We start from the raw sequence: 26264 nt of genomic DNA, 5'->3' as shown, positions 1-26264 counted from the left end.
GTCAACAGAATTACCATGCTGTACATCCTCAAATCCTGGATATCCTGACTCTTACAAAGAATACCTTTAAAACCACAAATTTTTACTCGAAACATTTTGAAGACCATTCAGGTAAATCATCTTCCTGAAATATTCATAGTTATGTAGCTATAGGCATTGTGCTTATTGACGCGCAATTACCTATAACTTTAAAATTAAACATCTTGTACAAAAGCCAAACCCTGACAATACCTATTTTCTCAACCGAAAACGTACTGGCATTCCATCAGATGGATAAATCAAAAGGTTCTGCTGTAACTGTTCCACAGATGAACGACCATTGACTAATTCCCAATCAAAGTAGCGCAACAGTAACGCCAGCATCACCGTTGCTTCCAACATTCACAGATGTTCACCTAAGCAAGGATGAGAACCTGAGCTAAAATCTATCATTGGCAGTTGACTAATTTTCTTGCTTTTGTATAACCAACGCTCTGGTAGAAATTCATCAGGACGAGAATAAACTTCTGGATCTCTTGTAGTAGCAAGCATAGACCAGAATATTTTCGTACCACGAGGAATCACTTGACCTTCAATTACTATTTCTAGTCTAGCCTCCAATGAATTTGAGCCGGAAGCAACCGAATAAAGGCCCAAAGTTTCTTTAAAAATACCGGGGATGTAACTGAATTCCTTGAAACTTTCTGTATTAATAGTGCCTTGACTTTGCCAAGTTTGATCAACTACCGCCTGTGCTTGTTGAAAAACCCTGGGATTTAAAGATAACTTTGCTACCGCAAAGGATAAAGTATGGGGTCTTGTATCAGTACCAGGTATTACTAATTTAGTAGCTTCTGCTATTAGTGATTCCTGATTATAGTTTGGTTCTTTAGCAGCTATTTTCACCAACATTGATTCCTGAAACATTGATTCCTGAAACAAAGAACTTACCTGTGCTAAATCGGTTTTGTTTTATTCTGTCATTTGCAAAGCCAAGTCTACACGGGGAGTAAGAAACTCCTCTAAATATAGCCTTGCTGCCCAATAATCTCGTGAATTGTTAGTTGGTAGATATTTCATCCATATCTTCTCGCCAGTAGCTACTCGTAAGAACCGATAGCCTAAAATAGACATCGCTTCGTACACCTTGGCAACCTTGAGGGGTGGACCTTCAGGACTAACAGTTTTTCTATCCACAGGAATACCCAGCACTAAAGAGGAAATCACCCTCATTGTCAGTTCCACAAACAGAGGATCTACTTGAAGTTCTTTTTTTTTTCTCAATTACTTGTTCACAAGCTTGACTAATAATTTCCACATATTTGGAGAGACCACTAGAACTAAATTCAGGATTCCAAGCCTTGCCTCACCACTGCCACTCGCTGCCATTTTGACCCAAAAGAATTGGTCCACCGATATCGTTCCAAGCTTTGCTTGCTCGCTCGGATCTAACTAAGCTACCGTCTCTCATTCCATTAACAATGGTGTCTTCGATAACTTTTGGCTGACTCAAAACAAGAATTGGATAGCCAGTCCAGTAAATATACATCGGACCTAGTAGTCTGCCAAGGCAATTTTGCTAGGTTAAATGCTCGGATATAAACGCTGCATTTTTTTACGTGCATCCTCGGTTTTAAAACCCAATAAACACTGGGTTTTCGTTGATTACGCTGTGACTCCGAAATAGCAATTTCAGAAGATAATATTTCTACATTAGGAATACGTCGTTCTAAGCATTGGCGAGATAAAACTGATAATTCAATTTCTACTTGATTCAGCCAAGAAGCGTGTTTAGGAGTATAGTGAAACCCTAATTATTGAATAATGCGGCGTGCTTCTTGTGGAGAAAAAACTTCATATAAAACACTTGGAGTATGAATATTTAGGTTATCAACAAGTAAAGGTATCACATCAGCTTGGGGGTAATAAACATCTACTAAATCTTTTAATTGTTTAGCAAAATCAGCTTTTGTCCGACTTTGTGTAACTTCAATATGCCTCCACCCGGCTATTGGTTCAAAAAAGACAAATAAATTTACAACACCATTGCGTTTATACTCACAATCATAACCTTCAGGCTGATGTGGTTCTGGTGGCAAAGGAAGTCTTACTTCTTCTACTAATTGATATGGGCGTTCATCTAGGCAGAGTGTAGGTTTTTTCGGATCATATGGCTCATTGTACAAATCCAAAACATCTTCCATTCTGAACACATACTCTGGGTTAACTTCGGGAATACACCACTGTTCTTTTAACCACGGGTTAATTTCATTTTTTTTAGAGTTTAGCGTATTGTTTCGTCTGAAATGGAATCTATGATACCAACCTTCACTAAATGCTCCGCTAATAATTGCATTGTCCAACGCACTCTTCCTTCTGGCGGATTAGAACAAGCAGTCGCAATCAAAAATGCTTCTTGTTTTTCATCTAATTTTTTGGGTTTTGATGGATGTTCCCCATCCTTTGAAGCAAACTCTAATCCACCAATCACAAACTTTTCTCTTGTCCTTTCCACCTTGGCAACATGAACTCGAACTGCGGCAGCGCCGTGTCCTTTTCTCCCTCAGATGCCATTCAAAGAATGTTTGCACGGGTTATACTTCTTGCTTTGTGCTTTCCTTTTTTGAGGATTGCTTGCAGTTGTAAAACTTCCTCTTCGCTTAAATCTACAACATACTTTTTTGCCATGGTCAACCCCTTTTTTGACTAGTTTATCAATTAGAGGGGCTTACCCAGCAACATTGCCTTGGTGGACTACTAGCTACTGGCTCCAATCAAATAATAATTGGAAGAATTTCTTTTGTTTTATTGCTGCTAATACTTGAGGACTATTTCCTAATAGCCAATGCCTGGGAGGAGAAGGAAGAGACTCTAGAGATTTGTAAGCATTTTTTTGTTTCCACCACCGCCAACCAAGTATTCCCACTGTGCCAGTAGCGCCTAAGACTGTGACTAAATTTAGAGATGAGGAAGAAAAAGCAATCTGAGCAGCAATATCTTGTAACATAAATGGTCCTTCGTACAACAAAAACTTCAGATGTTCCAGATATAGCAGGACTAAGGAGTCACCAAATCAGAATTCAGGAGTAAAATCCTTTTGTAGGTGGAGTTTCATCCTTAATTAATTGATGTCCTGGCTACCCTGACCAGTGCCATAACAATATTTATATTTATGCAATAAGTAAGTAGGAAGGCACAAAAAAACCCTAGACACGCAGCGGCTTCTCGGAGAGAAGTATGTAACGGAAAGTGAAATTGACCAAAACCTCTTGCCTTGTCATAATGACAATTTTTAACACCCACTTACTTATAGTATGTGCTAAATTATAGCCAAATTTGTAAATTAGAGTAATCATGGACTTTTTACTGAGAATATTTGGCTTCGGTTTGCTCATATTGGGCATCTACTTGGTTGGACAAAACATGATTTTCACAACCAACGCTTATCCTTACTGGTAGAGGGGAATAGCTGCAGACAGATCTGTACTTGCACTAACAATAGGAGTGATGATATTAATATTCTTCCCCAGAAGCATGAAAAATCTCGGCTGGATACCCATAGTTACTGGGATTATCCTTGTATTTATGAGTAGTCGAGCCGTCCTCAATCCTATAAGCCTCTGGCAATTTTTCCTGTCATTAATTCTCATGTCAGGAGGCTATAAAATGTTCATCAGCGCACGCTTACCTGTGTAGAAAATATCCAAAAATATTTTTAACTATTTAGGCCAGCCCCTAAATTAACTTTTTTCTTCCTTTGCTTTTTTGTTCCTACCCTCCGGGATCTCCTAACGGACATTGCATCTTTCTACAAAACTTTACTCATAATGTAGTTCATTGACTTGAAAATAACTACAAAAAAACACCCCCCATCAAGGAGAGCGTTTTTTATTTAACCGAGTGTTAATTATTAACCGTTGATTGGAGGTGCGGTTAGAGCAACAGGAGCAACATCACCAGCAGCTAAGTCTAAGGGGAAGTTGTGAGCGTTACGTTCGTGCATTACTTCCATACCCAGGTTAGCGCGGTTGATTACATCAGCCCATGTACCGATTACACGACCTTGAGAATCAATGATGGATTGGTTGAAGTTGAAACCGTTCAAGTTGAACGCCATTGTGCTGACACCCAATGCTGTGAACCAGATTCCGATTACTGGCCAAGCAGCGAGGAAGAAGTGAAGTGAACGGCTGTTGTTGAAGGAAGCGTATTGGAAAATCAGGCGACCGAAGTAACCGTGTGCGGCAACAATGTTGTAGGTTTCTTCTTCTTGACCAAATTTGTACCCATAGTTTTGAGATTCAGTTTCCGTTGTTTCACGAACCAAGGAAGATGTAACCAAAGAACCGTGCATTGCGGAGAACAAGGAACCACCGAATACACCAGCTACACCCAGCATGTGGAAGGGGTGCATCAAGATGTTGTGTTCAGCTTGGAACACAATCATGAAGTTGAAGGTTCCAGAGATACCCAAAGGCATACCATCAGAGAATGAACCTTGACCGATTGGGTAGATTAAAAATACTGCGGTTGCTGCTGCTACAGGTGCAGAGAAAGCTACGCAAATCCAAGGACGCATTCCTAAGCGGTAAGAAAGTTCCCATTCACGACCGAGGTAGCAAGCTACGCCGATTAAGAAGTGGAAAATTACCAATTGGTAAGGACCGCCGTTGTATAACCACTCATCTAAGGAAGCTGCTTCCCAGATTGGATAGAAGTGCAAACCGATCGCATTAGAAGAAGGAACAACTGCACCAGATATGATGTTGTTTCCATAAAGTAAAGAACCTGCAACTGGTTCGCGGATACCGTCGATGTCTACGGGAGGAGCAGCGATAAATGCAATTACGAAGCAAGCGATCGCAGATACAAGGGTAGGAATCATCAATACACCGAACCAGCCGATGTAAATCCGGTTTTCAGTGCTGGTTATCCATTCGCAGAATCGATCCCATATGTTGGCGCCTTGCCGCTGTTGAATGGTTGTTGTCATGTGTTTATAATTGCATTTTGCTTATGTATGTTTTGGTAGGTGTTTCTACCTCATAAATTTATATTAAGCAAGATATTTCGATTTGTAAAGGTATTTTCGTAGTATTTTTTAAAAATTTTGAAAAACTGGGGAAGCTAAACCGCCATAAAGTAGATATAGCAATACTCTCAGGCAATAATCTTTTTTGTAACGATTCCTCATTTTTAGAAATAGGGATTAGGTGTTAGATTATTCTCCCCAGTCCCTAGTCCCCTATATATGTCTCCATCCACTCAAAATATTGTCACTTACAGCCCTGCTTATACTCTTGTCCCTACTTACGAATGCTTTAACAGGTGTACTTATTGCAATTTTCGGACAGACCCTGGTAAAAGTCCCTGGTTGACTATTGCTGACTCTAAGAGTATTTTGCAACAACTTCAAAGTCAAAATATCTGTGAAATCCTCATCCTTAGCGGTGAGGTTCATCCTCTATCATCCAGGCGAGAAGATTGGTTTAAGCTTATTTATGATTTATGTGCTTTAGCTTTATCAATGGGATTTTTACCCCATACCAATGCCGGACCACTGAGTTTTACAGAAATGCAAAAGCTGAAAAATGTTAATGTTTCCATGGGATTGATGTTGGAACAGTTAACGCCCAAGTTGTTAAATACTGTCCATCGTCATGCACCGAGTAAGTTACCCCAATTGCGTTTACAACAGTTACAATGGGCAGGAGAGTTGCAAATTCCCTTTACAACTGGGTTGCTTTTGGGAATAGGGGAAACTGAGGAAGATTGGTGGGAAGGTTTAGCAGCTATTTCTGATTTGCATCACCGCTACCAACATATACAAGAGGTGATTTTGCAACCCCACAGTCCGGGAAGTCAGCAAACCTTTGATGCAGAAGCTTTTAATCCTCTTCAACTACCGGAAGTGATAGCTAAAGCACGGGAAATTTTACCCGCAGATATTACAATTCAAATTCCGCCTAATTTAGTTAAAGATGAGGGTTGGTTACTCGCGTGTTTAGATGCAGGTGCTAGAGATTTGGGGGCAATAAGTCCCAAGGATGAAGTTAACCCTGATTATCCACATTTGCAGGAACAGAGACTCAGGGAAATTTTACAACCTGCGGGCTGGGAGTTGATACCGCGGTTGCCTGTGTATAATCAGTTTAATGGCTGGTTAGTTGGAGAATTAGCAGCAGCACTTAGAACACCTCTTGAAGATGCTAATTTTTACCGAAAATAGTGGATATATCTTCTGTTTGCCTAATCGCTTCTAGATTGAGATCAGGTATGGATGTAGGTAATTCTTCTGCTGGTTGAGGTATGGAAACTCTGATATCAGCAGCATTAATAATTGCTCCTAATAGCCCTAACTCACCTTCTACTAATTGATCAATAGCTTCAGTGAGCATATTTTCTTGTGTATAATTAGGTCGCGCTACCAGCACTATACCATCACTATAGGGTTGCATTAATAATGCATCATTGGAAGTGCTGAGATCATTAGTATCTAAAATCACTAAATCATAACGCTGACGAGCATCTTCTATCACGCGGACCATTTCGCTGGATTCGATAATTGCGGCAGATTGAAGTGCAGGTCCGGCGCTAGGAATAATGTATAAATTTTCTATTTCGGGAACTAAGCGAATACAGTCACTTAAGCTGGAATAATAGAGCAGTGGTTCAAGAGTAGCATAGGAGGCAACATTTAGAGATGAAGCACGGGAAGGCGATCGCAAATCTGTTTCGATAATCAAGGTTCTTTTCCCAGCCCTTGCTGAAGCTATCCCCAGGTTATAAGCACTCAATGTTTTACCTTCTTGACTACTAACGCTGGTAATTAATATCACCTTTGCGTCTTTACCACCAATCCGACGTAAATTACTGCGGAACTTCTCATAAAACTCCAAATAAGGAGAATGAGAGGAAAGTATGACTGGCAAGGCTTCTGGAGGTAAATCATCAACTGAGATTAAAGGCAATTCTCCCAGTAGTAACACATCCCGTTGCTTGAGGCTTTCCCGGATATCTTCTCTCGTTTTGAAAGTTCCTTCCAGTGACCCCAGCAAAAATATGACACCACCACCAATCACAGCACCCAATAAAGCACCAATAGCCAAGGTAGCAGGTACACTCTTGGGTTTAGCAACTACAGGTAATGGTGTTGGTGGTTTGGTTAAGCTGAGACTAGTGACAGTTTCTGCTTCTGCGGCTTTTGCATCAGTTAGCTTGGCTTGCATTTGGTCATATATAGCTTTTTTAAAGCCTACAGCTTGTTCCAAACGCGAGCGCTCTAACTGTTTATTGGGGATGAGAGCAGATTCTCGCCGTAATTCCTCCTCCTGTTGAATTTGCTGTTTTAGTTGTTGTTCCAGGGTTTCACGCTGGGTTTGCAACGCCACCATTTGATTTGCTAACGCCTGTCGTGTCAGATCTAAACTACTTTGAGTGCGAATACCTGTAAGATTACCTCGTATAGGAGCAGCCATCCCACCACCACCTAAAACCTCATCCACACGTTGTTGCAGCAATTCTTCAGCAGCCCCTTTTTGGCGCTGTAATTGAATCATAGTCGGATGTTCAGGGCGCAAATCTCTTCTGATAACGGCAATTTGTGACTCCACTTGATAAATTTGTGATCGCAAATTGGCAATAATAGTATCAGCACTCAACGCTGAAGAAATATAAGCCTGACGAACTGTTAAACCCAACTTCTTTTCTAAAGAACGAAGTTGAGCATCAAGTCCAGCAATAGTGAATTTAATTTCTCTTTGTTGAATTTTGCTATTACTAATCCCACCGAGCAAACTACCATTTTCTGCTTCCACAAGTGCCGGACGTTCCCGACGATCATATTCTTCCAGTTTATTTTCAGCAGCTTGGAGTTCTTTCTTGGCCTGTGGCAAAAGCTCATTAATTTTTTTTATAATTGTTTTCAGTCTGCCAGTGTTAATATCACCACTTAACTGCACCATTAATTTTGTCAATTCTGTTAATACATCTACACCTCTATTAACATCAATATCTGTATAATAAACTATTATTAATGGACTTTCTAATGCTCCAGATTTCGTTTTTTCTGGCATCTTTAATTTCACATTGGTAGCAATCGTTTTTGGTTTTACTTTTACTTTATCCGCTACCTTGAGAACAATTTGATCTGAGAGTAATACCTCTTGTGTCAATTCTTTACCCTGTTCCTGAATTTCACTGGCTGTTTTTGAGAAAGAAACTGGTGGTCCAGTATAGGACACCGCAGCTTCTATTAGGTAGGTAACTGGTGGTTCTGGTTGTATAGCCACCACTATTGTCCCAGCTACTACTAAACCAAAACTGGCTAATCCAATCCATTTATACTTTTCAAAAGCAATAATATATTTCTTAACAATTCTTGGTGTCATAGTCTCTCATCTGATCTTAATAATTACTCATTCATGATTTTTGAAAAGCTATTCCTGCTTACCATCTATTAATTTGAACCACCACCGAGAAACCCGTTACCAAAGGTTTGAAAGAATTGCAAAAATGACTGCACATTAAAAAATGGTTGGGTAATGGTAGTAAATAAATTTTGAAGTTTGCCAATTAAGTTGCGACCAACAAGAATTACATCATTATCTTGCAGTGCTAAATTTTGAGAAGCATCACCAGCCAGCGCCTTTTTCCCATCAAGTCTTTGAGTAACAGCTTTGCCTTTTTCCGGATCAAACCGAACCAAAGCAATATCCCGAAGATTAGCAGTGTTAAGGTTCACACCTCCCAAAACATCTATAAATGTACTGCCATTAGGTAAAGATTGAGTCACAATTCCTCCCGCAGCATAATTTAAAATTCGGACTTTAATCTGAGGTACAGCCAAAGTCGAACGTGCCACTAATTTGCGATCATAACCATCATCTGTACCAACTTCTCGACGTGGGATAATGATTGCATCCCCATCTTGTAAGCGCAAATTAGGCGGTGAACCACCACTTTGCAATGAGGCGTATAAGTCAACATTTTGTGAAACTGTAGAACCATCACTGAGCTTACGACGTATTTGCACTTGTCGTAGGTCTGCTGTCACAGTTGAACCACCAGCTAATGGTAAAATATCAGTAATGCGAGGGATTACCACACCAGCAGCATAAATTCCTGGACGAGATACTTCCCCAGTAATTGTAACTTGAACGGGACGTATTTGTGATAAAGACGTTACTACAGTATCAGTAGTAATACGACTTAAAGCCAAGCGAATATTTTCTTGAACTTCTTCCAAACTTAAGCCTTTTACAAACAGTTTCCCCACTTGCGGGATGATTATATTGCCGTCTTGACCAATAGGGGCTGAGAAACTTAAATTCGGACGTTCTCCAGATAGTGATAACAACACAATGGGATCAATAACATACCGATTTAAACCAGAGCGAATTTTTGCCTCTGCTTCTTTCAAACTCAAGCCTTGTAAAGAGATCACTCCCAGTAGAGGCACTACAATATTGCCTTCTGGATTAATTGCCGCTTGAAAACTTAAATCTGGAAATCTTTGCACTGACACACTGATAGAATCTCCAATTCCTAAGCGGTATAGTCCAGGAGGACGCTGAACAATAACGTTGAGTGTATCTCCTGTATCCAAGAAATAACGGTTGAATTGTGGTGAACTTTCTTCCTTTGTGCTGGGAGATATTTCCTCAGAAGTAGCTGCAGGTGTTGTAAATTCTACTGAAGATGGTTCTACAGATGGTGAAGGCTGCGCTAAAATAGGTTGAATAGATGTTATCAACCCAACACTTACATGAAGAGTGACAAAAAACAGCGCGTTAAATGCACATTTGTGAGAACTAGGCTCTATAAACATTGGTGCAGATTTGTGAAATAAAATAAGTTATAAAGCTATTGACATTAATTCAGATTGTACTTTTTCACCCAACGACTGAAGCTTTGAACAAGATGTTTCTGCTTCTCCAAAAGACTCCATTGGCATTAAAATACTCACAGCCACCCAAGGCACACGCTTTTTTTGCCACTGTGCTAATTGGTCTGATAGAAACCAGTCGACAAGTGATGAGGTTCCACCATTTGGCATGGCGTACCATTGTAAAACAGCAAAAGTTTGTTTTTGTGTTGTAGCCCGAAAAAATCTTGACTTGACTTTTATAGTAGTATTCAACTGTTGAGTGGAGGGCTGTTTGAAAGTAAATTCAGCAGTACGATATTGAGCCACATCCCACTTTCCCCAAGTTGATTTCCCCCAACCACTAATATCTATCCACTCTACTTCTGGTTGATCTCTCGGACCATTTTGTGGTAGCAGCAGCAGTATAGCTTCATTTGCTGGGTATTGTTGTTTGAGTATCTGCAAAGACCATTGATGTTCGCCAATTTGTGATTCTGACTGTTGAACAGTTTGCCAACCAGGAATATTTAATCCTACTTTGCGAATATTTTTCAATTCCTGGAGTTTATTAACTGGCGGTGGCTGCTGCCACGCCCATTTTCCTGTTAGGTATCCAGGAACTGCCCCCACTGTTAACAACAGTAGCAGTAAAATCAACACGGCTACCTGACTCCATTGCTTTTCCTGGAAAATTTTGGATAAGGAAATCATATCATATCCGTTTAATCACTTAAGTATCTATATAATATACTCTTGTATATACATCCTTTTGTTCCTCTATTAACGGCATTGCTGGCGCTTCTGAAAAATAGTCGTTGAGGTAATTGAGTAAAGGTATTAGTAATAACAGCATACAAGCAGAGTAGAGATCCCCACCCCAACCTTCATGCAGCCATGCAAAAGCACCTTCTTGACCAGTGCCGTGAAACAAGGTCAATAAAGTGTTACGTATGATATTAGCAGTTATACTGATAACCATGGCAATAGATAAAAAAGTAAACGTTATACGTCGTGAAGATAAGGCATCTGTCCAATAAAGCAGCATCAAACCAACGTAAACAGTGGTAAACAACATTTTCAACCCAGCACAATAGGGTGCAACTTCTACAATTCTTGCACCCACGTATAAGTTTATTCCATCAACCATAACTTTCATGCCAAACTGATTGAGGATAAAGGCGGCTGTACCAGCAATAAAGCTTTGCAGAGGAAATGTATAGGGAGTGATTAAATAAGGTAATGCTGTTGGTGTAGCTAAAAATACTAATAACAGGGAAAATCCTTGTAATTTTAACCCTGGGATTCCCTTGAACCATAAGCACAGTCCTATCAAGATGATGGGTAAGGATAGATTAACCCATTCAGCTACACCACTTAGATAGAAAATTATGCCTATTATGAATAAGCCCATGCTGACAGGATGGTTAATATTCGGTAGCCGTTGCCACTGTTTCCGGTTTGTCCAAGTTAGATAACCAGCATAAGGCAGACCAATCATACCGTGGCTGAAATATTCATGTTCTATACTGATACTTTTGTGCAGCCAACCATCTATCCAATGTAGCAATATAGGAGCATAAAGCAGAAGTGAAGTTACTAAAATTCCCCAGTTTAACAATTGGATTGTGTTGCGGTTTTTAATTTGTTGCTGTAGTACCATAGTGTTAATTCAAATTTTAAAAATGCTCTCAATACTGGTTATTGGTGACTAAGTAAAATGGTAATAAGTCATGGAGTCAGGAGTCAGAATGTTTGAGAAATTGGTTAATTATCAAATAGGTATTTTTGGCTTTAGGCTGAAAAAGCCGACTGCTGTTCGCGTAGCGTGCCGTTAGGCATTAGCTGAATACTTACGTAAAATGAATTAAATTCAGTTTTATTTAATTTTCAAGATCGAATAAATAGCAGTGACAATTTCTGTGATTTGGCTATTGTTCAAACCAGGGTAGATAGGTAAGGATAATATTTGTTGGGATAGCTGTTCTGATTGGGGAAAGTTGCCTTGTTGATAACCTAAATAATTAAATGCGGGTTGAAGATGGCAAGGAATGGGGTAATGAATGCCGGTTTGAATTCCTGCTGCTGTTAATTGTCCTTGCAGTTGTTGACGTTGGATAGGACAAGAGTCATCAATTTTGACCACATAAAGATGATATATGTGTCCTGTACCGCTTTGGTTGTGTATGGGAATAATACCAGCAGAGGCTAAAGGTACTAGTTCTATATCATACCTCTGTCCAATGTTCAGGCGAGCGCTATTCCACTGAGATAAATAGGGTAATTTCTGGTGTAATATGGCTGCTTGTAAGGTATCTAAGCGGCTATTTGTACCAGGTTCAATATGTACATATTTTTGAGATGAGCCATAATTTCGCAATCGTCGCATTTTTGTGGCTACATCTGGATTATTCGTTACTACCATCCCTCCATCTCCAAATGCTCCCAAATTCTTGCTGGGATAGAAGCTAAAGGCTGCTGCTATCCCCACTGAACCAGCACGATATCCTTCCCGTTCGGCTAGATGTGCCTGGGCTGCATCCTCAAAAATTAAAATCTTGTAGGTATTAGCAAAGTCTAATAATTGACTGGGTGATACCATTTGACCATAGAGATGTACGGGAATAATGGCTTTGGTTTGGGGGGTAATGGCTTTAGCTGCTGCTTCTAAATCAATTAAGGCTGTTTTGGGGTTACAATCTACCAAAATTGGTTTAGCCCCTGCACTAACTACACCTATCAATGTGGCGATAAAGGTATTAGCTGGTAAAATAACTTCATCACCAGCACCGATGTTACAAGCTTGTAGACCCAGTGTGATCGCATCGGTTCCAGATGCCACACCAATTCCATATTTTGTACCAGATGCTACTGCAAACGCAGTCTCAAAATCGGATAAAGGTTGACCTAAAATAAAATCTCCCTTTACTAATACATCCTCAATGGCTTGTTGCAATTTAGCTTGAATCGGTTGATGTTGTAAATTCAGGTCTACAAAAGGAACTGTAATAATCATTTGGTTTTTTAGATTGCTAGTATCAAAATTTAAGTGGAATAAGTTGCTACTTATTTAGTTTAGGCTGGTAATTGATTATTGGATATTGAGGATTGATTTGGGAATAGATAGGATAAGCATTCAGGTAATGCCTAACGGCACGCTACGCGAACAGCCATCAGCAGTAAGCCTTTTCAGGCTAAAGCCAAAAATACCTAGTTGATAATAGACCTGTTGCAAAACTGTTTCTGTGGTATGATAGAGATCCTTAGATTTTATGTGTTCTTGGTGTTCTTTGGGCTCGCTAATTCAAACATAACCGTGTGACTCTAACTTCTTTTAGCTAGAACAAAGACAACCCTTCATTGTTACATAAAATTAATTCTGCAATAGGTCTAATTAACCAATTTGTCAAAGATTCTAACTCCTGACTCCTGAATTCTTACATAGGATATTTCCCAGTAATAATTCAGAGTTATATCTATAATATAGCACCAGTATTTAATAAAAATTAAAAAATATTCTCACTAATTGTGAAAAATAAGTAAAACTTTTCTACTCAGAAGTGTTGATTAAAGTTCAAATTGGGGAATCCTAAAGAATAGGAAATAGTAATCTGATAACTGCGGTTACAAAATTGACATAATCTGAAAAATATCAAGGTAGCAATGGTAATGATAGAGCCTGAAAATAAACTATTTGCCCTGGATAATGGTTGGAATCCTCTAGAAACAAAAGAACAACAACGCATCAAAATCTTGTCAGAGTTAGGTTTGCGTCTACCAGAAACTATCCCCATATTTGAAGAAGCTACTCAAACGGCTGCCCACTTTTTAGCAGCAGAAATTTGTATTTTAGGATTTATAGATCAGGAAATCCACTGGTTCAAATCAGCAGTGGGTTTATCAAGATTGGGGCTGATGAATGATCTAGCCAAAAACCGTCAATTATTACGACAGGAATCTTTTTGCACCCAAGTAGTAGAAACTTTAAGAGCATTGGTTATTAATGATACGGTAACTACTGAGAATATACAAATATCCACTAGTAAGTTAGTTCAGCATTATGGCATCCGTTCCTATTTGGGAGTACCATTAATTGATGCTTCTGGGTATTGCTTAGGTGCATTAGGAGTGATGGATCGCCAGCCGCGAAATTTTACAGAGCGAGACATTGAGTTTTTGCAAATCATTGCTCGTTGGAGTATGAGCGAATTTGAGCGCAACCGATTGCTGCAAGGGAAATTACAAACTGCCAGTAGCAGAAATATTCCTGGACTGCCATTCCCCCAAGAACAGATAATTGATCTGAAAATTTCCCCTCCCAATCTAAACACTAACTCTGGTTCGACTCAGCAGATCAAACTAGAATTATTAGGACAGCTAACTCAAGAGTTGCGTACACCCTTAACCTCTGTACTTGGTATGGCTGGTGTTCTGGGACGAGAAATTTATGGGCCTTTAACAACTAAACAGCGAGAATATCTAGAAATTATTCAACACAGTGGACGATATCTACTTTCTTTAGTCAATGAAATTACTGAATTACGAACACTATGTGATACTTCATCTGGGCTGAATTTAGCTCCTGTAGATGTGGAAATGCTATGTCAACAAGCTATCAATACCCTATCAGAAGTAACTGTTCGTCGAGAACAAGATATCCGTCTGTCTGTAGAACCAGGACGCAATCGCATTTGGTATTTAGATAAAGATAAAGTACGGCAGATGGTTTATCACCTACTATTTAGTGTGATTCAACTTTCTGCTACGGGTAGTATTGTGCGTGTTCACATTTCTGACAAAGAAGATACACTCTCCATTACTGTTTGGGTTTCCCATCCATGGTTAGGAGATGGAGTTACTGAGATAGACCCTTACTTCCGTCTCGACTCCTTATCAATATTCGACATATTGGATGAGCCTAGAAAGTATAATATTGACGCAGACAATCAGGAGAATTTGCCAGAAATATTGCAGAAGTCAGAAAGTTTGATGGATGAGCCATCAGGAATCTTAGTTGATGCTTCAAATCAGAATTTAGCCAATGTTTCTGGTCATCTGTCTCGTGAAAAATTGGGTTTGTTACTTAGCTGTCAACTAGCAGAACAGCATGGTGGACAAATTGTTATTCAAGGTTCACCAGAATCAGGATACCGCTATGTGATGTCTTTACCATTGCAATCGAATACTAATTCTGAATTTACGAATTAATTCTGAATTTATGAATGATGTCTAGTGACAGGTTACAGGTTAAAGATGACAGATCACAGAGTTAAAAGTCTTTTAGTGTTTAAGTTCTATCATCTGTTGAAGTCCTAACTATCTTGGCGGTTGCTATAAAAAATTCCTAATTTTCCAATTGCCCATCTTGGTTGTTATCTTTATATAGCACTCGGATTATGATTGAGGCCAAGTTCTGCACACAATAGGTGCTGTTTGGTGACAACGTTTTATGAATTTAGTCTGGCAAAGATTTACTTTATCCTCTCTACCGCTCAAAGAATATCTGAATACCAGTTACCTGCATCGCTTTATGGTCGGGATTTTACGTCCTTGGCGCCAAACCAGTCTGTTGATGCAGTGGGGAGATACTATAGCAGCTGCTCTTCTTAGTCTCGTCTATGCTTTAGCACCTTTTGTATCCACTACTTTAATGCTGGTGTTGTTGCTGGCTTGTATAGGATTCTGGCTGTTGCTCACTTTATCTGATGAGACAACTTCTGTAAATGTAGCTTCTGTAACCCCTATTCATCTGTTGGTATTGCTTTATTGGGGAATTGCGGCAATCGCTACTGCTTTATCTCCTGTGAAAAAGGCAGCTTTGAGTGATTTGGCGACATTATCACTCTATCTATTACTTTTTACTGTCTGCGCAAGGGTGCTGAGGTTTTCCCGCATGCGGTCTTGGCTGATCACTCTTTATTTACACACATCCCTGATTGTCAGTGTATATGGTATCAGGCAATGGTTTTTTGGTGCAAAAGCATTGGCGACTTGGGTTGATCCAGAGTCTCCTCTCTCCAAAACGACAAGGGTTTATAGTTATTTAGGTAATCCCAATTTATTGGCAGGATATCTCCTACCAGCCGTTGTTTTAAGCTTAGTGGCGATTTTTGCTTGGCAAGGCTGGTTCAAGAAAACTTTAGCTGTAACAATGTTTGCTGTTAATACTATCTGTTTGGTTCTCACTTATAGCCGTGGGGGCTGGATTGCTTTAGTAGTAGCATTTTTAACCGGAATGGCCTTGTTGGTTTATTGGTGGAGTCTAGAAATGCCACCATTTTGGCGCACTTGGTCATTACCAATTATTCTCGGTAGTTTAATTGGGGTATTGGTGCTGGCTATGATTTTTGTTGAACCTGTGCGCTTGCGGGTTGTGAGTATTTTTGCAGACCGTCAAGATAGTAGTAATAATTTTCGCCGAAATGTTTGGGATGCTGTCTTTAGGATGATAGGCGATCGCCCCATTATTGGTATTGGCCCTGGACACCATTCTTTTAACAAGGTTTATCCTCTTTACCAACAACCCCGCTATACTGCTTTGAGCGCCTATTCGATTTTTTTAGAAGTGGCTGTGGAAACTGGTTTTATGGGTTTAGCTTGTTTTCTCTGGTTAATAATTGTCACTTTTAATACAGCTTTTATACAACTACAACGATTTCGTGAATCAAGAAGTATAGAAGGATTTTGGGTAATTGGAGCAATCGCTGCTTTGCTAGGTATGCTTGCTCATGGCATGGTAGATACCGTCTGGTATCGTCCCTCACTTAATACCCTTTGGTGGCTCATGGTTGCTTTGGTTGCTAGCTATTGGACACCTTTGTCTCAAACCACAAACCAACCTAACCCAGAACCTGGACTCAAGTAAGATTCATCAGTAATAAAGTCTAGTTGTCAGTATCATTTTTTCTGACAACCGACTATTTTTTGATCCATAAATTGCCAAAACCAACTCACACTCAGCATCCTTTATCCCAAATCTAAACTCTAAAATCCAAATTAGTCTCTGTAAGTAGTAGCCCCTGGTGCATTGGGGTCAGGATAACGGGTTGGTTCTTCTTCACGTCTTTTACCCAGTAAACCAGCTAGACCTATTAGCCCAATCAGTCCTAGCCAACCCCAATTCACATGATTAGGATCATCATAAACAGTTCTGTTGGGTAAAGCATCAGTTCTGGGTGGAGTTACTTGCGTTTGCGCTGGTAGACTTACGGGTAAGATTCCCATACTCAAAGTGAGAACTCCAGCGCCAATAGTTCTGGTGAAATTACTTTTCATGGTGAAAGTGCCTTGCCTTATACCTGACTCTCACCACTGTATCTATTCCCAAAATCGGGTTAATCAATCTACAGCTATAAACTAGGTTTTGTCTTAAATCAGGCTCAGGACATACTTAAATCAGTTATCAGTTACAGCAGGAGTCAGGAGTCAGGAGTACAACTCTCTTGCGGTCTAGAACACCGATTCATTAATCCCAACAACCGAATTTATGTAACGGGGAAGCTTGATATTTCGTTGAATCAATGAGAAAAGACTGGGTTTTTATTCATAATTTTGAATACTGAATCGGTGTTCTAGGTTTCAATTTAGATTCTGTACCTGATCAAGCCCTAATTATACATTTTGCCAAAAATATAGAAATCCCCAGAATGTTGTTCTGTTCCATGTTAAGAGTTTCCTCTTGCCTTCCCGAAATGTGAAATTTATTTTGTACGACGACTTCTCAGTTATCAAGTCGTAAACTATTTTTCCCTACACCCCACACCCTATTTTTGGTCATTTTTGGGTTTACAGACTAGTAGAAGATTCATCTACACGCCAGTTTCTCAATAACTTTTCATTGCTCTTTGAATATCACGCTGATCTTGACGGCGTTTTATATCTTCGCGCTTGTCGTGAACTTTCTTGCCTTTACCCAAGCCGATACTCAGTTTTACCCAGCCCCCTTGAAGATACATTTTCAACGGCACTAGAGTTAAACCTTGCTGTTCCACCTTACCAATTAGCTTGCGGATTTCTTGACGATGCAGCAATAATTTTCGTGTGCGGCGTGGTTCATGATTAAAATATTGTCCACTAGAAGTGTATGGAGAAATATGTGCATTTATCAACCATGCTTCGCCATTGCGAATCAACCCATAGCCGTCTTTGAGATTAACTTTACCCGCACGGATGGATTTTACCTCAGTACCTGTAAGTTGAATTCCCACTTCGTAGGTTTCTAAGATTTCATACAAATAACGGGCTTGTCGATTGTCGGTAATAACTTTAAAACCTTCGTTTTTGTCACTCATTGGAAATTGTCGTTGTATTAAATTTTATTTAAAGATAATCTGTAATTTAAATAACTAGACTGAGCCAATTGAGTTTACATTTAATTCAATCCATTATTATAGCATTGTGATTCCTGGTTAAGTATATTAAGTTTTATGAAAACTTCCTAAGCATTTAAGATTTTCTTTATAAATCATCCTAAATGCAGTCATTGGTAAGTAATCCTGTCATAGTATGAAACATAAGAACACTATTATTACCAGTTTATATTGATAGTGTTCATCAAAAGCAAATTGCTGGAGAACAAAAATGCTAGGGGTGTACTGTCCATGGCCTTAAAAATCCTTGTAGTGGATGACGACTTGGGTACTCGTCTATCTATTAGCGATTATCTTGAACTGTCTGGCTATTCAGTGATTATGGCTGATGACGGTCAAGAGGCTTTGGCTATGGTAGAAGAGAACAATCCTGATTTAATTGTTACAGATATTGTCATGCCACGGTTGAATGGCTATGAATTAGTGCGTCGGGTGCGTCAAAAAGCGGAGTTTAGGTTATTACCTGTAATTTTGTTAACAGAACGAACTAAAACCCAAGAAAGAATTCTCGGATATCAATCAGGCTGCGATTTATATTTACCTAAGCCTTTTGAATTAGAAGAGTTAGCAGCAGCGATTAGGAATTTACTAGAGCGCTCGCAAATTATTCAATCAGAGTACCGTTTTCCTCATCAAGACAATCTAGAGACTTCCATAACCGGAAAACTCCGAGATAGTAATCATGCCTTATCTACCCAAATTCATGCACCTAAACTGCTCTCATCACTAACGACTAGAGAACAAGAAGTTCTAGAATTATTGACGCATGGTTTATCTAATGCCGATATAGGTAATCAATTACACCTGAGTCCACGAACAGTAGAAAAGTATGTCAGCAGTTTATTGAGAAAAACTTTAACGAGCAATCGAGCCGAACTCGTGCGTTTTGCAATGAAGCATGGACTGGTCGAATAATAGCAGTTTAGGAGTTCAGGAGGAATAGATTATTCCCCATCTCCCCCATCTTCCTCATCACCCTACACGCTGTTAACGTACTCCAGTAGACCTTCACAAGCATCAATGAGGAGATCAATCACCTGATTAAATCCTTCTGTTCCGCCATAATAGGGGTCAGGAACTTCTTTGAGAGTGTGTCTAGAACAAAAATCACAAATCAAGCGGACTTTATGGTGATATTGTCCTGAAGAGTCAACAGCCAGGATATTTTTATAGTTGTCCTTATCCATTGCCAGAATTAAATCAAACTCTTGGAAGTCTGATGTTTGAAACTGACGAGCTTGACCAAGGAGTTTAATTCCCAACTTAGACACAGCAGCCGCACTCATACGTCGGTCAGATGGACTACCAATGTGATAACTAGAAGTACCAGCAGAATCACAATAAATGCGATCGCTCAACCCAGCCTGTGAAACCAGATGATTCATAATATTTTCTGCTGAGGGTGATCGGCAAATATTACCCAAGCAGACAAACAGTAACTTGTAAGCCATAAATTTCCTTTTGGGTGTCAGTAGTCAGTTATAAATAGTCAGTTGTTTTGCTACTAACCTCTGACCATCGACTGATGACTAATGACCACTGACTAATAACTAATTACTAATTAACTACAATCCTGGAAGTTCTAACCCACTAGTCAAGTCTTCCATGCGTTCCCGCATTGTAGCAGTGGACTTATTGTAGGCATCTTTCATAGCCGCTGTTATCAGATCAGAAAGTACATCTGCACCTTCACCCAAAGCATCTGGGGAAATTTCTACTCTTCTGGGTTCTTGGTTGCCGCTGACAATAACCTTGACTAGTCCACCACCAGACTCTCCTTGGATCTCCATTTGCTCTAATTCTTCCTGGAGACGCTTTGCTCCTTCTTGAACTTGCTGTGCTTTTTGAAAAGCTGCCGCTAGTTCTTTCATTTTTCCTAGTCCAAAACCAAATCCCTGGCCTTTTCCTGCTGTCATAATTAGTTGTCCACTTATACTTTGAATAACAAATCAAATTCAATTATAGATGTGGTAGGTAATGGGTAATTGGTAATTGGTGATTGGTAATTGGTAAAAGTTATTTTCTCTCACCTGTCACCTGTCCCTATCAACCCACTGGTTGAAACTCGCCGATCATTTTAACTTCTGGCTCTAACCAAATGGACCAACGTTCTTGTACCTCACGTTGAATATGACTAATAAGACAGAAGATATCGCTGGCTTTAGCCCCGCCACGATTAACGATAAAATTGGCGTGAAGTTGGGCAACTTGCGCTCCACCAATTTGGTAGCCTTTTAAACCAGCTTGTTCAATCAACCAGCCAGCAGAATAAGTTTTAGGATTGCGGAAAACACTACCACAACTAGGATAGTTGTAAGGTTGGGTAGTCAGCCGATGTTGTTTATGTTCTTTGGTTGTGGCTAGGACTTTTGCTGGATCTGCTCCTGGCTGGAGTTGGAAAGTAGCTTGAGTGACTATGCGTTTACCCCTTTGTAATAATGAACTTCGGTATTGATAACCTAATTCAGCAGGGGTAATAGTTTCTAATCTACCATCTGGTGAGAGTAATTCAGCACTAACTAACATATCTGCAATGCAGCTATTATGCGCTCCTGCATTCATAACAACAGCACCACCAACGGTTCCGGGGATACCAACAGCCCACTCTAAACCTTGCCATCCTAAATCTGCTGCTTCCCATGCCAAGCTAGGAATAGATTCTCCGGCAGCAACTGTCAATTGACCTGTTTGTAAGTCGAAGTGCTTAGAACGAAAATGACGACTAGCAATCACTAAGCCCGGTATACCTTGATCACTTACTAATAAGTTAGAACCTGCTCCAAGTATGGTTACTGGCAAATTTAGGTCTTTTGCGTACTCAATACTTGCTTGTAGAGCTTCTAAACTGCGGGGGGCGACATACCATTCAGCAGATCCCCCAACTCTATAGGAAGTAAATGCTGATAAAGAAGCTGCGGATTTGATCACACAATCAGTGCCAGGTAAGTGAATTATGTTTCTTTCAGTTAAATTGGCTTTTTCCTGTTTATTGGTAGTCAAAGCAGAAATCATGCAGACGTTTCCAGATACCTGGGAGGTTGTCATATTTACTTTTTTGCGAATTTTCGTTACAAAATATTGCCGTATTCCTACGGTACTAATATTAAATGCTGAAACTATTGCTAGATGAAGAATTGAATCACAGAGAAAACCTAGCAAGTTGGGTCTACTTAGGATGTCGCCGTAGCAGGTTCACGAAGTGTGGCAATGACTTCAGGAATTGCCTGATTCAAATTACCTGCACCTAAAAATAGTGCTAAGTCTCCAGGGCGTAGCGTTGACAACAATAATTCACGGATAGAAGATAGAGTTGGTTGATAAATAACTTGGGGATGTTGCTTGGCAATTTCATCTGCCAGTTGTTCACCACTAATTTGTCCTAAATCGGCTTCACCAGCACTGTAAATGTCAGTCAATACGACTAAGTCAGCGTGGGCAAATGACCCAGCAAATTGGTCTAAAAATGTGAGTGTACGACTATAACGATGTGGTTGGAAAATAGCAACTACCCGTTGTCCTGGTCTAGCTTGGAGACTTGCTGCCGCAAGAGTTGCACGAATTTCGCTAGGGTGATGGGCATAATCATCAATGAAGGTAATACCAGCCGCTTCCCCCCGGAACTCAAAGCGCCGTCTTGCACCTTCAAAGGTAGCGATACCTTTGGCGATTTCCCCAAATTCTAAACCCAGAGAGCGTCCTACAGCAACTGCTGCTAGACCATTGCTGAGATTATGCCGACTCAGGAGGCGTAAATTCAATACACCTAAAGCTTTGGCTTTTTCCCAAACTAGTGCTGTTGTCCCATCAGCACGATAGTCAATATTGGTGACTGTATAATCGGCGTTGGTTTCTGGATGTAGACTGTAACTAATAGTTGGCTTCAGGCGTTGTCCTGGACGATCGAAGCAATCGCGCACTGTGTCACAATCAATGCTACCTACCAAAATTTGGCAACCTTGGGCAAATTTTTGGAAAGTGTCTACTACTTCTTCTAAATTCTCGTAGTGGTCGGGATGATCTAGTTCAATATTAGTAATAACTCCAATAGCTGGGGAGTGTTTGACGAGTGAACCATCTGATTCATCTGCCTCAGCTACTAGATACTTACTTTCCCCTAATCGAGCATTACCTTCCCAAGCGTTAACTTCACCACCAACCAAAATAGTTGGGTCAAGACCAGCTTGTAGCAGCATATAACCAATGATGCTAGTGGTTGTAGTTTTGCCGTGAGTTCCTGCGACAGCAATGCTGTAGTAATCAGCAATCAAGGCTGCTAATACATCTGAACGGTGTAAAATCGGACAACCCAATTCTAGGGCTGCTTTGTATTCTAAATTATTCGTGTTAATAGCTGTGGAACAAATTACTTGGGGTAATATTGTTTTGGTAGCAGACAGTTGTTCTTGAGAATTTAGTAATATTCCATTAGTCGATACTTGGGGACGAAAGAATTCAAGATTCCTGGCTTCTTGTCTACTAAAAATGTGAGCGCCTAGAGATTCTAACTTACGGGTAATTTGATTAGTACGCAAGTCAGAACCGGATACTGGCAACTGACGCTTTGCTAAAACATAAGCCAGCGCAGACATTCCTATGCCGCCAATCCCTATGAAATGAAATGGTCTACCGCTAAAATCTATAGAATTGTTCATCTTTTTTTCCTCTAACACCACACCAAACAATCTTTACAAATGACACGGGTATCATAACAGGATTTTGATTTTTACAGATACGGGTCCTGTCACATAGTCATGGGTGAATAAAGGGTTAATTTTTTACTTTGGTTTTGTTTGTTGAAAAGAATATTACCCTCAACCGAGATTTTTTCTATTGCTGATATCTTTATATGATCATTCTGAAAATTGGGGCTACATCGGGGAAATCTTTCTTGTAATTGTGAACACATATTTTTATTTACCTTACTGGAATTAGTGGCTGATTTGAGATTGCCTTCAGCCTCAGCTTGAGTTGACTACAATAGTACATTGGGAGTGAAAATATTATTCAACCAGTTGTAGAAAGATATCTCTGGACTCAAGTTGATAGTCTAGATACAAACGCCCTCTCTATCCATCTCACCTAATAATTCCCAAGTTCTGAACTGGATGCAACAAGTAGCGATTTTTGGTGGCACATTTGACCCAATTCATTGGGGACATCTGCTTGTGGCCAAAACAGCGTTGGAACAATTACATCTAGAACAGGTAATTTGGGTAGTCTCAAAAAATCCTCCTCATAAACAAGCAGCTTTATTTGAGCATCGGGTAGCTATGCTGCAACTAGCCACGAAACACCACCCAAGATTTACTGTCTCACTCATTGAGAAAAAGCACTCTGGGGCTTCATACTCTATCAACACCCTGATTGAATTATCTGCTTGTTACCCAAATACTCATTGGTACTGGATTATTGGTTTGGATACATTCCAAACTTTACCCCGTTGGTATCGTGGACCAGAACTAGCACAAATGTGTGATTGGTTAATTGCACCCCGACTGCTAGGTGGTGAGACTATACCTCAAAGTGAGTCAATCTGCAAGCAAGTGGAGCAACAACTTAAAGAACAATCATATATCATTAATTGGCAATTACTGCATACACCTTTACTTAGATTTTCGTCCAGTATAATGCGTGAACTTTGTCGCCAAGGTTGTGCAATTGGTGATTTAGTACCTGATACCGTCAGATCCTACATCGTCAATCACAACCTTTACACAAATAATTCTGAATAAATTATGTGTTTTTTTTATATCTAACACTTTATGGTTATAAAGACTCCCCCCCTTTGCGATATGATTGGGGTCAACGATATCAACTTATAGGCATAAATACAGAGGGCAAGACACTGTGATTAGAGTTGCAATCAACGGTTTCGGGCGAATTGGACGGAACTTCGCACGCTGCTGGGTGGGTAGAGAAAATAGCCAAATTGAGCTTGTGGCTATCAATGATACCTCTGACCCTAGAACCAATGCTCACCTCCTCAGATATGACTCTATGCTGGGGAGGTTACAAAATGCCGATATTACTGCTGATGATAATTCCATCACTGTTAACGGTAAGACGATTAAATGCGTATCTGATCGCAACCCAGATAACTTGCCCTGGAAAGAGTGGAACATTGACCTGATTATTGAATCAACTGGTGTTTTTACCAGCAAAGAAGGGGCAATGAGGCACGTAAATGCTGGTGCTAAGAAGGTTCTGATTACCGCCCCTGGTAAAAATGAAGATGGTACTTTTGTGATGGGTGTGAATCATCATGATTATGATCACAACTTACACAACATCATTAGTAATGCCAGCTGTACTACTAACTGTTTGGCTCCCATTGCCAAGGTGTTAAATGAGAAATTTGGCATCATCAAAGGCACAATGACCACTACCCACAGCTACACTGGAGACCAGCGTTTGCTAGACGCTTCTCACCGTGATTTACGTCGTGCAAGAGCAGCAGCTATTAACATTGTTCCTACTTCTACTGGTGCGGCAAAAGCAGTGGCATTGGTACTTCCAGCCTTGAAGGGTAAGCTGAATGGTGTAGCTTTGCGTGTACCTACCCCCAACGTTTCGATGGTGGATTTTGTGGTTCAGGTTGAGAAGCGCACTATTACTGAAGAAGTTAACCAAGCTCTCAAAGATGCTTCTGAAGGTTCTCTTAAAGGCATTTTAGGCTATAGTGAACTTCAACTTGTATCTTCTGATTATCAAGGTACAAATGAGTCTTCTATTGTTGATGCCAACTTGACTATGGTGATGGGCAATGACATGGTGAAAGTCATGGCATGGTATGACAATGAGTGGGGTTACAGCCAACGAGTTCTAGATTTGGCTGAATTAGTAGCCCAAAAATGGGTCTAAGGTGATTGGTAATTGGTGATTGGAAATAAGAAACTACTCACTACTAACTACTGACCACTGACAACTAACTAAAGTGTTGAAATCCCTGACTGAGACTTAGGGCTTGGTCGGGGATTCTTTCGTTTTCATGGTGTAATATGACTGTTAATCCTGGTGTAATTGTGCCTATTATGGATGCACCTGCACCTAATTTTTGGACTAATGTTAATGCGGCTGGTGGTGGTAAACACAGGACTAATTCAAAATCTTCGCCACCGTATAGGGCATAATTTAGCCATGCCTGCGGCGGGTGAAGCCATTGCCCTGGTGTTAGCCACTTATGAAAAGCTGATGGTAGAGGAATTTTACTCTGTTCTAAAATCGCACCTACTCTACTAGCACGGCAGATTTGTAATACAGCGTCTGCTAAACCATCGCTACTGTCCATACCAGAGATGGAAATAGGGCAGGGGGATGTGAAAATTTCTTGAAGGATGGGTATGACATCCAAACGGGGGTTGGGGCGCTGGTGTGCTTTGATTAAAGCTGCTTTTTCTTCACTTTCGAGGTTTTGACATATTTGGGGATTGAGGAGTAATTCTAAGCCTGCACGGGAGGCTCCGTGTATACCTGTGACGATGATTGCATCTCCCACCTGTGCCGTTGAACGACGGATAATGAAATTGGGGTTGGCTTGACCAAAGGCGGTAATTGCTAAAGTGGTGATGGGCGATCGTACAATATCACCACCAAGGATAGGCACATTGTACTTTTGCAAGCATTCTGTCATTCCCTGATATAGTCTTTCCACCCAACTCACAGCTAAATCTCCAGGTAACCCTAACCCGACGGTGATACCCAAGGGAAAAGCACCCATAGCAGCTAAATCTGATAAATTTGCGGCAGATGCACGCCAACCAGTATCTTCTGGTGAGGTGGTAATATCACTAAAATGCACGCCATCAACTAGCATATCTGTGGTAACAACCAAAGATTCTTGTGCTGTTATAGCCAAAACCGCCGCATCATCACCAATAATTTCTGGTGGACAAAAGCGTTGTAATCTTTCTAAAATACCTTGTTCACCAATATCTCGAACTTGTAGGTAAGATAAATCACTATTCACAATTGATTTTTCGCTTACAGGTTAGATAAATAACTAATGATTAATAACTAATTTAGATTTCAGATTTCAGAATTAATCCAAAATC

Annotated in this window: 25 protein-coding genes and 1 pseudogene; 7 read left to right on the top strand and 19 right to left on the bottom strand. The window is 40.1% G+C overall.

Annotated elements, in window-relative coordinates:
* Positions 1–231: 231 nt before the first annotated feature.
* The 6 genes and pseudogenes from AAZO_RS36755 to AAZO_RS04010 form a co-directional block, all read right to left on the bottom strand.
* Positions 232–381 carry a hypothetical protein gene (locus tag AAZO_RS36755; RefSeq protein WP_228371496.1) on the bottom strand — a complete coding sequence of 50 codons (150 nt, stop codon included), beginning with the start codon at positions 379–381 and terminating at the stop codon, positions 232–234.
* Positions 382–906: a cytochrome P450 gene (locus tag AAZO_RS36750; RefSeq protein WP_228371495.1), complete on the bottom strand. Its 525-nt coding sequence runs from the start codon at positions 904–906 to the stop codon at positions 382–384.
* Positions 907–951: 45 nt separating this feature from the next.
* Positions 952–1263 (bottom strand): hypothetical protein, encoded by a 312-nt coding sequence (locus tag AAZO_RS36745; protein WP_228371494.1) that lies wholly within the window; start codon positions 1261–1263, stop codon positions 952–954.
* Between the two features lie 82 nt (positions 1264–1345).
* Entirely contained in the window at positions 1346–1528 is a 183-nt protein-coding gene (locus AAZO_RS36740; protein WP_228371493.1) for a hypothetical protein, read from the bottom strand.
* Positions 1529–1563: 35 nt separating this feature from the next.
* Positions 1564–2667, bottom strand: a pseudogene (locus tag AAZO_RS28635) (IS630 family transposase).
* A gap of 73 nt (positions 2668–2740) precedes the next feature.
* Positions 2741–2986, bottom strand: coding sequence for a hypothetical protein (locus tag AAZO_RS04010; protein ID WP_041639443.1), 246 nt, complete (start codon positions 2984–2986; stop codon positions 2741–2743).
* Positions 2987–3483: 497 nt separating this feature from the next.
* On the opposite strand from AAZO_RS04010, the gene AAZO_RS36735 reads away from it, so the two are divergent.
* Entirely contained in the window at positions 3484–3675 is a 192-nt protein-coding gene (locus AAZO_RS36735; protein ID WP_228371492.1) for a hypothetical protein, read from the top strand.
* 214 nt (positions 3676–3889) lie between these two features.
* Here the strand turns inward: AAZO_RS36735 and psbA are convergent, their stop codons facing one another.
* Positions 3890–4972, bottom strand: a complete 1083-nt coding sequence (gene psbA, locus AAZO_RS04005; RefSeq protein WP_013190271.1) for a photosystem II q(b) protein — start codon at positions 4970–4972, stop codon at positions 3890–3892.
* A gap of 258 nt (positions 4973–5230) precedes the next feature.
* On the opposite strand from psbA, the gene cofG reads away from it, so the two are divergent.
* Complete coding sequence (gene cofG, locus AAZO_RS04000) at positions 5231–6208, top strand: 7,8-didemethyl-8-hydroxy-5-deazariboflavin synthase subunit CofG (protein WP_013190270.1); 978 nt, start codon at positions 5231–5233, stop codon at positions 6206–6208.
* On the opposite strand, the gene AAZO_RS03995 is transcribed toward cofG, so the two are convergent.
* From AAZO_RS03995 to AAZO_RS03975, 5 genes are all read right to left on the bottom strand, one after another.
* Positions 6189–8369: a GumC family protein gene (locus tag AAZO_RS03995; protein WP_013190269.1), complete on the bottom strand. Its 2181-nt coding sequence runs from the start codon at positions 8367–8369 to the stop codon at positions 6189–6191. The genes cofG and AAZO_RS03995 overlap by 20 nt on opposite strands.
* A gap of 68 nt (positions 8370–8437) precedes the next feature.
* Positions 8438–9808: a polysaccharide biosynthesis/export family protein gene (locus AAZO_RS03990; RefSeq protein ID WP_013190268.1), complete on the bottom strand. Its 1371-nt coding sequence runs from the start codon at positions 9806–9808 to the stop codon at positions 8438–8440.
* A 27-nt stretch (positions 9809–9835) separates the two neighbouring features.
* Complete coding sequence (locus AAZO_RS03985) at positions 9836–10558, bottom strand: cyanoexosortase B system-associated protein (RefSeq protein ID WP_013190267.1); 723 nt, start codon at positions 10556–10558, stop codon at positions 9836–9838.
* Positions 10559–10577: 19 nt separating this feature from the next.
* Positions 10578–11507, bottom strand: a complete 930-nt coding sequence (crtB, locus tag AAZO_RS03980; protein WP_013190266.1) for a cyanoexosortase B — start codon at positions 11505–11507, stop codon at positions 10578–10580.
* Positions 11508–11723: 216 nt separating this feature from the next.
* Positions 11724–12860 carry a DegT/DnrJ/EryC1/StrS family aminotransferase gene (locus tag AAZO_RS03975; protein WP_013190265.1) on the bottom strand — a complete coding sequence of 379 codons (1137 nt, stop codon included), beginning with the start codon at positions 12858–12860 and terminating at the stop codon, positions 11724–11726.
* A gap of 653 nt (positions 12861–13513) precedes the next feature.
* On the opposite strand from AAZO_RS03975, the gene AAZO_RS03970 reads away from it, so the two are divergent.
* Both AAZO_RS03970 and AAZO_RS03965 read left to right on the top strand, forming a co-directional pair.
* The gene (locus AAZO_RS03970) at positions 13514–15052 is read left to right on the top strand and encodes a GAF domain-containing sensor histidine kinase (protein WP_041642532.1); all 1539 of its coding nucleotides are present in this window, start codon (positions 13514–13516) and stop codon (positions 15050–15052) included.
* Between the two features lie 241 nt (positions 15053–15293).
* Positions 15294–16709, top strand: a complete 1416-nt coding sequence (locus AAZO_RS03965) for an IctB family putative bicarbonate transporter (protein WP_013190263.1) — start codon at positions 15294–15296, stop codon at positions 16707–16709.
* A gap of 131 nt (positions 16710–16840) precedes the next feature.
* On the opposite strand, the gene AAZO_RS03960 is transcribed toward AAZO_RS03965, so the two are convergent.
* Positions 16841–17119 carry a WGxxGxxG family protein gene (locus AAZO_RS03960; protein ID WP_013190262.1) on the bottom strand — a complete coding sequence of 93 codons (279 nt, stop codon included), beginning with the start codon at positions 17117–17119 and terminating at the stop codon, positions 16841–16843.
* Between the two features lie 548 nt (positions 17120–17667).
* Positions 17668–18135, bottom strand: a complete 468-nt coding sequence (gene smpB / locus AAZO_RS03955; protein WP_013190261.1) for an SsrA-binding protein SmpB — start codon at positions 18133–18135, stop codon at positions 17668–17670.
* Positions 18136–18444: 309 nt separating this feature from the next.
* Between smpB and AAZO_RS03950 the strand changes: the two genes are divergently transcribed.
* Complete coding sequence (locus AAZO_RS03950) at positions 18445–19128, top strand: response regulator transcription factor (protein WP_013190260.1); 684 nt, start codon at positions 18445–18447, stop codon at positions 19126–19128.
* 62 nt (positions 19129–19190) lie between these two features.
* Here the strand turns inward: AAZO_RS03950 and AAZO_RS03945 are convergent, their stop codons facing one another.
* From AAZO_RS03945 to murC, 4 genes are all read right to left on the bottom strand, one after another.
* A complete protein-coding gene (locus AAZO_RS03945) occupies positions 19191–19664 on the bottom strand; it encodes a low molecular weight protein-tyrosine-phosphatase (RefSeq protein ID WP_013190259.1) in 474 nt (157 codons plus the stop codon).
* Between the two features lie 114 nt (positions 19665–19778).
* Positions 19779–20129 carry a YbaB/EbfC family nucleoid-associated protein gene (locus tag AAZO_RS03940; protein ID WP_013190258.1) on the bottom strand — a complete coding sequence of 117 codons (351 nt, stop codon included), beginning with the start codon at positions 20127–20129 and terminating at the stop codon, positions 19779–19781.
* A gap of 130 nt (positions 20130–20259) precedes the next feature.
* A complete protein-coding gene (gene murB / locus AAZO_RS03935) occupies positions 20260–21258 on the bottom strand; it encodes a UDP-N-acetylmuramate dehydrogenase (protein ID WP_041639441.1) in 999 nt (332 codons plus the stop codon).
* 125 nt (positions 21259–21383) lie between these two features.
* Positions 21384–22865 carry a UDP-N-acetylmuramate--L-alanine ligase gene (gene murC, locus AAZO_RS03930; protein ID WP_013190256.1) on the bottom strand — a complete coding sequence of 494 codons (1482 nt, stop codon included), beginning with the start codon at positions 22863–22865 and terminating at the stop codon, positions 21384–21386.
* A 453-nt stretch (positions 22866–23318) separates the two neighbouring features.
* On the opposite strand from murC, the gene nadD reads away from it, so the two are divergent.
* The gene (gene nadD / locus AAZO_RS03925) at positions 23319–23945 is read left to right on the top strand and encodes a nicotinate (nicotinamide) nucleotide adenylyltransferase (protein WP_013190255.1); all 627 of its coding nucleotides are present in this window, start codon (positions 23319–23321) and stop codon (positions 23943–23945) included.
* A gap of 115 nt (positions 23946–24060) precedes the next feature.
* The gene (locus AAZO_RS03920) at positions 24061–25074 is read left to right on the top strand and encodes a type I glyceraldehyde-3-phosphate dehydrogenase (protein ID WP_013190254.1); all 1014 of its coding nucleotides are present in this window, start codon (positions 24061–24063) and stop codon (positions 25072–25074) included.
* 64 nt (positions 25075–25138) lie between these two features.
* Here AAZO_RS03920 and thiL read toward each other — a convergent pair whose 3' ends face one another.
* Positions 25139–26179 carry a thiamine-phosphate kinase gene (gene thiL, locus AAZO_RS03915; RefSeq protein ID WP_013190253.1) on the bottom strand — a complete coding sequence of 347 codons (1041 nt, stop codon included), beginning with the start codon at positions 26177–26179 and terminating at the stop codon, positions 25139–25141.
* Positions 26180–26264 lie beyond the last annotated feature (85 nt).

The sequence above is a fragment of the 'Nostoc azollae' 0708 genome, from assembly GCF_000196515.1.
GTDB lineage: Bacteria > Cyanobacteriota > Cyanobacteriia > Cyanobacteriales > Nostocaceae > Trichormus_B > Trichormus_B azollae.
The sequence above is the reverse complement of the archived record's forward strand: the minus strand, read 5'-3'. Positions and strand labels throughout refer to the sequence as shown.